Source organism: Microbacterium sp., from assembly GCF_049661145.1.
Lineage (GTDB): Bacteria > Actinomycetota > Actinomycetes > Actinomycetales > Microbacteriaceae > Microbacterium.
Genome location: NZ_JBASZT010000153.1, coordinates 1 through 9245 on the forward strand (window position 1 = coordinate 1; position 9245 = coordinate 9245).

The following is a 9245-nucleotide window of genomic DNA, read 5'->3' on the forward strand; positions in this document are numbered from 1 at the left end:
CGCCGGGTACACGCGCACCGAGATGGCCTCGCCGGATGCCGAGTCCTCGCTCCGCAGCCGCTCGCACACCGCGAGCAGCTTGATGACGTAGCCGGCGTGCCTGGCGGCATCCATGATCTGCGCGTCGATGTGCGTGATGCCTTCGCGATGCACGGCATCCAGCGGCACAGCCGTGTGGAACGCGAGGGAGGCGAGGATCGCGGCCTTCTGCGCCGCGTCGAAGCCCTCGACGTCGGCGGTCGGGTCGGCCTCTGCGTACCCGAGCGCCTGCGCGTCGGCGAGCACGTCTGCGAAGCCGGTGCCCTCGCGGTCCATGCGGTCCAGGATGTAGTTCGTCGTGCCGTTGACGATGCCCATGATCCGCTGCACGCGGTCGCCGGCGAGCGAATCTCGCAACGGCCGGATGATCGGGATGGCGCCGGCGGCGGCGGCCTCGTAGTAGACCGAGGCGCCGACCTGGTCGGCGGCGTCGAAGATCTCGGGACCGTGGGTCGCGAGCAGCGCCTTGTTCGCAGTGACGACGTCGGCGCCCGAGTTCAGCGCGAGCAGGATGTCGCTGCGCGCGGGCTCGATGCCGCCCATGAGCTCGATGACGATGTCGGCGCCGACGATCAGCTGCTCGGAGTCCGTCGTGAACAGCTCCCGCGGCAGCTCGACATCGCGCGGCGCGTCGGGGTTGCGCACGGCGATGCCGACGAGATCGAGGGCGGCGCCGGCGCGGTCGGCGAGCTCGTCGCCGTGCTTGCGCAGCAGGGCCGCGACCTGGGAGCCCACGGCTCCCGCGCCCAGCAGTGCGACGCGCAGGCGGCGGTAGTCAGTCACGAGTCGTCCTCCTCGGAACGGTCGGCGGTGGGGATGCCGGCATCGCGCGCCAGCAGGTCGTCGACACTCTCGCCACGCACGATCACACGAGCCCGGCCGTCGCTCACGGCGACGACGGGCGGGCGGGGCACGTAGTTGTAGTTGCTCGCGAGCGAGAAGCAGTATGCGCCCGTGGCGGGGACGGCGAGCAGATCGCCGGGGGTGATATCGGCGGGCAGGTACTCCGCGTCGACGACGATGTCGCCCGCCTCGCAATGGCGTCCCACGACGCGGGCGAGTGCGGGCTCGGCATCCGAGGTCCGCGACGCGATACGCGCGGAGTACGGCGCACCGTAGAGAGCCGGGCGCGCGTTGTCGCTCATGCCACCGTCGACGCTCACGTAGGTACGGGTGACGTCTTCGCTCACGCGGACCGGCTTGACGGTGCCGACCTCGTAGAGGGTCACGCCGGCGCGGCCGACGATCGCGCGGCCGGGCTCGAAGGCGAGGTTCGGCAGCGGGATGCCGCGGACCTCGCACTCGCGCGCGACGGCGTCGACGATCCCGTCCGCGAGCTCGGCTATGGGCGTCGGCGTGTCGGCGGCGGTGTATGCGATGCCGAAGCCGCCACCGAGGTTCAACACCGGGATGTCGCCGCCCGCGAGCAGTTCCGCGTGCAGTTCGACCACGCGGGCGGCGGACTCCTCGAAGCCGCGGACTCCGAAGATCTGCGAACCGATGTGGCAGTGGAGGCCTGTGAAGCTCAGACCGGGAAGCTCCCGGATGCGCGCCACGACGGCCGGTGCATCTTCGAGGGCGAAACCGAACTTCTGGTCCTCGTGCGCCGTCGCGAGGAAGTCGTGGGTCTCGGCGTGGACACCGCTGTTGACCCGCACGAGCACGCTCTGCGGCGCGCCGTCGGCGCGGGGCGTGCGCTCGACGATCGCGGCGAGGCGCTCCAGCTCGATCGCCGAGTCGATGACGATGGAGCCGACGCCGACCTCGACGGCACGCTCGAGCTCGCGGGTCGATTTGTTGTTGCCGTGAACGCCGATGCGCGCAGGCTCCGCGCCGCCGGCGAGCGCGACCGCGAGTTCGCCGCCGGTGGCGACGTCGACGGCGAGGCCCTCCTCGGTGACCCAGCGGACGACCTCTGTGGACAGGAACGCCTTACCGGCGTAATAGACGCGGGCGAGGACGCCATGGCGAGCGGTCGCGGCGGTGAAGGCCGCGCGCACCTCCCGGGCGCGAGCGCGCACGGCATCCTCGTCGAGGACGTACAGCGGAGTCCCGAACCGTTCGCGCAGCTCGCTGACGGGAACGCGCCCGATCGCCAGCTCGCCGTGCTCGTCGCGGCGCGCGGACGGCGGCCACACCGCCTCGACGAGGGCGCCTGCGTCATCCGGCATCGCGAGCCACTCCGGCACGAGCGGACGGTCGGATGCGGCGGACACGGGCAGAACCAATCGGATGGAAGCGGGGTGCCGGCGGTCGCGTCACGCCCGGCGAAGACAGTCCTAGAAGTCTAGGGCACCGCATGTGGAGCACCGCATCCGGCGGGTCCGGCGGGCTCGGCGCGCCACGGGCGAGCGGACCGCGGGGCGGGCGGCGAGTCAGGCGCAGGAGCCCTTCGCCTGTGCCGCGGGGTCGGTGAGAATCGTGCTGTCGATCTCGAACTGAGCCTCGACCCACTCCCGCCGCACGTCGATCGACGTGAGTTCGACAGCGCGCGGCAGCCGGTCGGCGATGCACACGTTCCAGTCGCGCAGCACGGTGGATGTGATCGCGCCGAACTGCTGCCGCAACGCATCGGAGGACACTTCGGTTCCCGCCACGCGCAGCGCCGACGGGGTGAGCACGATGTCGCCGCCGGCCGCGCTCGGGATGAGCGAAACACCCACCGGTACCGTCAGCCCGAACAGCCGCAGCTCGAAGTCGGCCGCGACGTCGGGAGCATCGATCGAGACGGTGTCGGCGGGGAAGCCCTCGACCTGCCCGAGCAGAGTTCGCAACTGGGCCTCATCGAGGCGCACGGTGGCGATGCCGCCGCTCCAGTCGCCACCGCGGATCGGCACGTCCTGCGCGTGGACAGTGACGTCGGCGGTCAGGCCGCCGTCCGATCCTCCGCTCACACCGTCACTCAGCGGGACGTCGTCCGAGGAGATCGTCACGCTGCCGAGGCTCCCGACGATCAGCTGCGGCAGGATCGGGCCCGGGATGTCGATGTCGAACTGCTGATCGGCGGGCACGTCGAGATTGCTGATCAGCTGCTCGCGGATCGTGCGTTCCACGATGCCGCGAGCAATGACCTCGCCCGCAAACCACGCGCCCGCGATGAGCACCACGACGATGAGCACCGCGACGATCCACGGCCACCGGCGACGTGGCTTCGGGGCGCGGGGAGCGAGTGGGGCGGATGCCGACGCCTCGGCATCCGTCGACAACACCCACTGCGCCCGGGGGTCGGGCAGCGGCTGGGTAGGGTTTTCGTCGCTCATGTCACATGCGCTCCGGCGCGCTCACCCCGAGAAGGTTCAGACCGCTGCGCAGCACCCGACCGGTGGCGTCGTTGAGCCACAGCCGGGTGCGGTGCACATCTTCGACCGGCGCGTCGCCGAGTGGGATGACGCGGCAGTTGTCGTACCACTTGTGGTAGAGCCCCGCCAGCTCTTCGAGGTAGCGGGCGACGCGGTGGGGCTCGCGCACCTCGGCGGCGAATGCGACGATGCGGGGGAACTCCTGCAACGCACCGAGGAGCGCCGACTCCGTCTCGTGGTCGAGCAGCTCCGGCACGAACGCGTCGCGCGTCACACCGCTTTCGGCGGCGTTGCGGGCGACGTTGTGCGTGCGAGCGTGCGCGTACTGCACGTAGAAGACGGGGTTGTCGTTCGTGCGCTTCTGCAGCACGTCGAGGTCGATGTCGAGGTTCGAGTCGGCCGAGCTGCGCGTCAGGGCGTAGCGCGCCGCATCCACCCCGACGATCTCGACGAGATCCTCGAGGGTCACCACCGTGCCCGCGCGCTTCGACATCCGCACCGGCTGCCCGTCTTTGACGAGGTTCACCATCTGACCGATGAGGATCTGCAGGTTGACGTAGGGCTCGTCGCCGAACGCCGCCGTCATCGCCATGAGGCGCTGCACGTAGCCGTGGTGGTCGGCGCCGAGCATGATGATGCACCGGTTGAAGCCGCGTTCCCGCTTGTCGAGGTAGTAGGCGAGGTCACCGGAGATGTAGGCGGCATTCCCGTCGGACTTGATGACGACGCGGTCCTTGTCGTCGCCGAACTCGGTCGAGCGCAGCCATGTGGCACCGTCGGCCTCGTAGATGTGGCCGAGCTCGCGCAGCCGCGCGATGGCGCGCTCGACGGCGCCGGATTCGTGGAGGTCGTTCTCGTGGAAGTACACGTCGAAGTCGACGCCGAACTCGTGCAGCGACTGCTTGATCTCGTCGAACATGAAGCCGACACCGATCTCGCGGAACGCCTCCTGCTTCGCAGCGGGTTCCAGCGCGTCGATATCGCCCTCGTAGGCGAGCGCGACGCGGCGGGCGATGTCGTCGATGTAGCCGCCGCCGTAGCCGTCCTCGGGGGTCGGCCGACCCTCGTGGGCCGCGACGAGGCTGCGGGCGAACCGGTCGATCTGCGCGCCGTGGTCGTTGAAGTAGTACTCGCGCGTGACCCGGGCGCCCTGGCTCGCGAGGATGCGGGCGAGGGAATCGCCCACGGCGGCCCACCGCGTGCCACCGAGGTGGATGGGCCCTGTGGGGTTCGCCGAGACGAACTCGAGGTTGATGACCTCGTCGGCACGGGTCTCGTTGGTGCCGTAGGCGGCGCCGGCTTCGACGATCGTCCTGGCGAGGCTGCCGGCCACAGCGGCGTCGAGGCGGATGTTGATGAACCCGGGTCCGGCGACCTCGACGGTCGCGATGCCGTCGGCATCCGCCAGTGCCACCGCGATCTCCTGCGCGAACTCGCGCGGACTGACACCGACGGCCTTCGCGAGCTTGAGCGCCGCGTTGGAGGCCCAGTCGCCGTGGTCGCGGTTGCGGGGCCGCTCCAGCGACAGGTCCGCGACGGTCAGCGCTGCGGCAGCGCCGGGGCGTCGCGCCTCTGCGAGCGGGGCGACGACGGCAAGAAGGGCTGCGGAGAGGGTATCGGGACTCATGACCCGTCAAGTTTACGGGCGCGCGGCCTTGCGCCGACTCGTCGTCCGCCGCGAGACCCGCACAACCCGCGAGAGAACATCTCCGCGCCGAGGGAACGGTGTTCACCCGTTCTCTCGGCGCCCCATTGTTCTCTCGCGGACAGAATCGGGTCAGCGAGGGCGGTCAGGCGAGCTGGACGGGCTCGGCGAGGTCGTCGAAGGCGGGGTCGGATGCCGTGGCCACGGCATCCTGCGCCGCCACATCCGACGCGTCGTCCGGCACGACGCACGCGTCGACGTGCATGCGGGCGAGCCCGACATGGCCGCCGTGGTAGCTGAGGAACGCGCAGTCCGCGGCGTCGCGGCCCGTCGCGATCCGCACGAGAGAGCGTCGGTTGCTCAGCCGGGTCGCATCGATGACATACCAGCTGCCGTCGAGGTAAGCCTCGGCGACAGCGTGGAAGTCCATGGGGCGAAGGCCCGGTGCGAAGCACGCGGCATAGCGGGCGGGCATGTCCATGGCCCGCAGCAGCGCGATGACGACGTGCGCGTAGTCACGGCACACGCCCTGGCCGGTCATCAGGGTGGTCACCGCCGAGTCGGTGCCCTGGCTGAGACCCGGCGTGTAGGTCGTGCTCGTCGCGACGAACTCGGTGACTGCGGTGATGAGTTCGAACCCCTGCAGCCCCCGGAACTGGCGACGTGCCTGCGAGAAGACTTCGTCCGATTGGCAGTACCGACTCGGCCGCAGATAGGTGATCGCCTCGAGATCGCTCGTCGCGCGCTGCGCGACGTGTCCCTCGATGAGCGCTTCGTAACGCACCTCGAGCAGTCCCGCCTCGCCGATCAGCCGGTGCAGGCGGCTGCCTGACTGGTCGATGATCTCGGTCGGGGTGTACACGCGATCACCCTGCGTGAAGGTCAGCTCCTCGCGCAGCACAGGCCCGGGCTGGGCGGCCGTGATCTGAAAGATGAGGTCGACGGACGACCCCAGCTCCAGGTCGAGTTCGGCTGTCACAACGCGCTGCATCGAAGTATCCTCGCACGCCACGGTGACGCGTCGGCGACGTACGCAGATACGCACCCGGAAGGCGCCCGACGAGGGCGATTCTCGTTTCGGCGAAACGTGATCTACCCTCGTCGCATGACCGTCGCGCGCGCATCCCGTCCGCGCGTCGCGGTATGGCTGGCCGTGCTGTTGACGGGCCTCACCGCAGCGATCGTCGTTGTCGGGTTCTGGCGTCCGTGGTCGACGCCCGCGGCGACCGTCGCCGCAGGCGCCGGTCAGGCCGCCGTACCGCTGACTCCGTCGCCGCTCGAGCTGCCCGACAACCCCACCGTCTTGATCTTCGGCGACTCCTGGACGTATGGGTCGGCGGCGGCTGCGCCGACGCTCGGCTACGCCTACGTCGTCGCGAACCTCACCGGCTGGACGACGATCGTCAACGGGGTGCGCGGCTCGGGCTATCTCAGGCCTGGGATCGACGGACCCGACTTCGGCACGCGCATCGCGGCGCTGGACCCGGCGCTCGACCCCGACCTCATCATCGTGCAGGGCTCGATCAACGACAGACGGATGCCGGCGAAGGGCTACCGTGCCGCGGTGGACGCGGCATGGGACGCGCTGGCCGCCATCTACCCGCGAGCGCAGATCGTCATCCTCGGCCCCGCGCCGCAGATACTGCCGGTGGAGGCCGCGACCGCGCGCATCGACCGGGACCTCGCGGATGCGGCGGCCGCGCGCGGCTGGTGGTACCTCTCCCCCATCGCTCAGGAGTGGATCACAGACGACAACTACGCGGCCGTCATCGACACCGGCATCGGCCGCGACCACCCCTCCACTGTGGGGCACGAGTATCTCGCCGAGCGGCTGGCGACAGCGGTCGCAGCCCTCGCTCGGTGATAGTCTCGATCGGTACGCCTCCGTAGCTCAGGGGATAGAGCGTTGGTTTCCGGTACCAAAGGTCGCAGGTTCGATTCCTGTCGGGGGCACGTCGATAAGGTTCAAACTCGATGGCTGGGGCTCTGAAAGGGGCCTCGGTTTCTCGGTTCTTCGGTTGATTCCTCCAATGCGGGGCATGTTTGACTGTTGAGAACCTCTCACTTGCAACGAGGTTCCAACATCGTGCGTTGTCCCCGCGGCGGGACTGCAACCTTCAGCCGCTGACGCGCACTACTGCGGGAAAGCGTCGTCGTGCGCCCGTGCTACGCGTGTGGGCGTCCTTGGATGAGGGGGACCCGGATGGTCCGGGTGTTCTGTCGCGTGAAACCGAGGCGCATCGTGCTCGTCCATGGTCCTGATTCCTTTCCCCCGCTCGAATCTCTCTCGTCTCCACCGGCGAGGTACGCCGTACTGTATCTTCGGGTCTCCACGACCGAACAGGCCCGCAAGGGAGGAACCACCGAGGGGTTCTCGATTCCCGCGCAGCGAGAGCTCGCGACGAAGACCGTTCACCGAATGGGCGCGTTCGTCGTCAAGGAGTTCGTGGACTCCGGCAGGTCGGGCACATCGGCCAACCGTCCGGGGTTGCAGCGAATGCTCACGTACGTGGGCGAGAACCCGGTGGACTACGTCGTCGTGCACAAGCTCGACCGGCTGGCACGAAACCGTGCCGACGACAGTGACATCAACACCCGAATCACGGAGAGCGGCGCGACACTCGTATCCTGCTCGGAGAGCATCGACCCGACCCGGGCGGGCAACTGGTGCACGGCATCATGGCCTCGATCGTCGAGTTCTACTCCCAGAACCTCGCTCTTGAAGTGAACAAGGGCGTCATCCAGAAACTCCGCAACGGAGGCACGCCCTCCAAAGCGCCTATCGGGTACCGCAACATCCGTGCCACCGCCCCGGACGGGCGGGAGTACCGGACTGTCGAAGTCGACGAGACCAAAGCAGCGATGATCCGTTGGGCATTCCACACCTACGCGGCCGGTGACACCACACTCAGCCAGATCACGAAGTCCTTGAACATCCTGGGCCTCCGATCAACCACGACCAGCGGGAACGAGAGCCCGGGGATGACAGTGAGCCGGGTGCAACGAATGCTCCGCCACCCGTACTACAAGGGCGTCATCGTCTGGCGCGGCGTCGAATACCCCGGAAACCATGACCGGCTCGTAGAACCCGCAGTCTGGACTCGCGTGCAAGCCTGCCTCACGGCGAACCGTGTCGGTCAGGGCGCACGCATGCGGCATCCACATCACCTCTCCGGGGTACTGAAGTGCGGACACTGCGGGGCAAGCATGGTCGCCTCGCACAGCCGCTCCCACACGGGGAAGGTCTACGCCTACTTCATCTGCAACGGCCGCAATAACAAGACCACCGACTGCATCATGAAAGCCGCACCCATCACTGTTGTCGAAGACCTCGTCGACAAGCTCTACGCGGAGATCACCCTCGCACCGGCGGAAGCGGAACGAACAAGGGCAAGACTTCGACATGAAGCCGCACCGCCAGACACCGAAGACCCCGCACAGGACCAGAGCGCGCGGCGGGCCGAGCTGGAGCGCCAACAACACCTACTCCTCGACGCCTATTACCACGACGCGATCCGCTCGACGTCCTCCAACGCGAGCAACAACGACTACACAGAGAACTCCGCGAGGCAGCGCGACAAACACTTCCGGGCAGCGGAGAAAGCGAGAGCCGGGAGCAGGCTCTCATCACCGCGCGAGAGAACGCCCACACCCACTACCTCCAGGCCGACCCCGACCAAAAGCACGCCATGCACCGCGCCCTCTTCGAACACATCCATCTTCACCGAGATGAGCACGGGGCCCTCCACGTCACGCCCACCCTTCCGTCCCCGCCCTTGTCCGCCTAACTGCTTACAGATAGCCTTGATGTGTTAACAGTTAGGAGGAAACTGTGTCGGTATCCGCACTTGCGGCAGCCTTTACCCTCGCGGATGCGCGCGCGGCTGGCCTGAACAAGGACCAGGTGTACGGTCTGCTCGAGCGGGGAGAGATCGAGCGGGCAGGGCGAGGGGTGTTTGTGCGCCCCCAGGCGATCGCACCGGACTTCACCGCCCTGGCGGCGGCGACCGTGACCCATGAGGACGCGACACTGTGCCTGATGAGCGCGCTCGTGTACCACGACCTCAGCGACGCGATCCCCTTCGCCTCCGATATCGCGCTGCCACGCGGCACGCGGCATCCCGCGGGGCTCGCGCACGTGAACTGGCACAGCTTCGACCCGACCACCTTCCAGATCGGACGCGAACACGCAGACATCGGAGGAAGGCTCAGCGCCGCGATCTACTCCGCAGAGCGCACCATCGTCGACTGCTTCCGACTCA

Annotated in this window: 9 protein-coding genes and 1 tRNA gene; 5 read left to right on the forward strand and 5 right to left on the reverse strand. The window is 68.4% G+C overall.

Translation table 11 applies throughout. The features are described from left to right. From WBP48_RS06950 to WBP48_RS06970, 5 genes are all read right to left on the reverse strand, one after another. Window positions 1-822: homoserine dehydrogenase (locus WBP48_RS06950; RefSeq protein ID WP_424438089.1), on the reverse strand; the 822-nt coding region annotated here is incomplete at its 3' end. Then, complete coding sequence (gene lysA, locus WBP48_RS06955) at window positions 819-2255, reverse strand: diaminopimelate decarboxylase (protein ID WP_424438092.1); 1437 nt, start codon at window positions 2253-2255, stop codon at window positions 819-821. The genes lysA and WBP48_RS06950, both read right to left, overlap by 4 nt. A gap of 159 nt (window positions 2256-2414) precedes the next feature. Further along, window positions 2415-3299: a DUF2993 domain-containing protein gene (locus tag WBP48_RS06960; RefSeq protein ID WP_424438095.1), complete on the reverse strand. Its 885-nt coding sequence runs from the start codon at window positions 3297-3299 to the stop codon at window positions 2415-2417. Window position 3300: 1 nt separating this feature from the next. Further along, the gene (gene argS, locus WBP48_RS06965) at window positions 3301-4965 is read right to left on the reverse strand and encodes an arginine--tRNA ligase (protein ID WP_424438098.1); all 1665 of its coding nucleotides are present in this window, start codon (window positions 4963-4965) and stop codon (window positions 3301-3303) included. Window positions 4966-5128: 163 nt separating this feature from the next. Further along, window positions 5129-5974 carry a transglutaminase-like domain-containing protein gene (locus WBP48_RS06970; protein ID WP_424438101.1) on the reverse strand — a complete coding sequence of 282 codons (846 nt, stop codon included), beginning with the start codon at window positions 5972-5974 and terminating at the stop codon, window positions 5129-5131. Between the two features lie 114 nt (window positions 5975-6088). Between WBP48_RS06970 and WBP48_RS06975 the strand changes: the two genes are divergently transcribed. The 5 genes from WBP48_RS06975 to WBP48_RS06995 all read left to right on the forward strand — a co-directional run. Continuing rightward, window positions 6089-6847: an SGNH/GDSL hydrolase family protein gene (locus WBP48_RS06975; RefSeq protein WP_424438104.1), complete on the forward strand. Its 759-nt coding sequence runs from the start codon at window positions 6089-6091 to the stop codon at window positions 6845-6847. 16 nt (window positions 6848-6863) lie between these two features. Then, window positions 6864-6936 (forward strand) — tRNA-Arg (locus WBP48_RS06980). A gap of 250 nt (window positions 6937-7186) precedes the next feature. Further along, window positions 7187-7711, forward strand: coding sequence for a recombinase family protein (locus tag WBP48_RS06985; RefSeq protein ID WP_424438107.1), 525 nt, complete (start codon window positions 7187-7189; stop codon window positions 7709-7711). Further along, window positions 7663-8799, forward strand: a complete 1137-nt coding sequence (locus WBP48_RS06990; RefSeq protein WP_424438110.1) for a recombinase family protein — start codon at window positions 7663-7665, stop codon at window positions 8797-8799. The genes WBP48_RS06985 and WBP48_RS06990 overlap by 49 nt, the downstream gene beginning before the upstream one ends. A gap of 16 nt (window positions 8800-8815) precedes the next feature. Then, window positions 8816-9245, forward strand: a 430-nt coding sequence (locus WBP48_RS06995) for a type IV toxin-antitoxin system AbiEi family antitoxin domain-containing protein (protein ID WP_424438113.1), incomplete at its 3' end; no start/stop codon positions are given.

What these genes read in the sequence shown, in the direction of transcription:
- WBP48_RS06960 (WP_424438095.1), bottom strand. Translation starts at nt 3,299, where the DNA reads ATGAGCGACGAAAACCCTACCCAGCCGCTGCCCGACCCCCGGGCGCAG.
- argS (WP_424438098.1), bottom strand. Translation starts at nt 4,965, where the DNA reads ATGAGTCCCGATACCCTCTCCGCAGCCCTTCTTGCCGTCGTCGCCCCG.
- WBP48_RS06970 (WP_424438101.1), bottom strand. Translation starts at nt 5,974, where the DNA reads ATGCAGCGCGTTGTGACAGCCGAACTCGACCTGGAGCTGGGGTCGTCC.
- WBP48_RS06975 (WP_424438104.1), top strand. Translation starts at nt 6,089, where the DNA reads ATGACCGTCGCGCGCGCATCCCGTCCGCGCGTCGCGGTATGGCTGGCC.
- WBP48_RS06985 (WP_424438107.1), top strand. Translation starts at nt 7,187, where the DNA reads ATGGTCCGGGTGTTCTGTCGCGTGAAACCGAGGCGCATCGTGCTCGTC.
- WBP48_RS06990 (WP_424438110.1), top strand. Translation starts at nt 7,663, where the DNA reads ATGGCCTCGATCGTCGAGTTCTACTCCCAGAACCTCGCTCTTGAAGTG.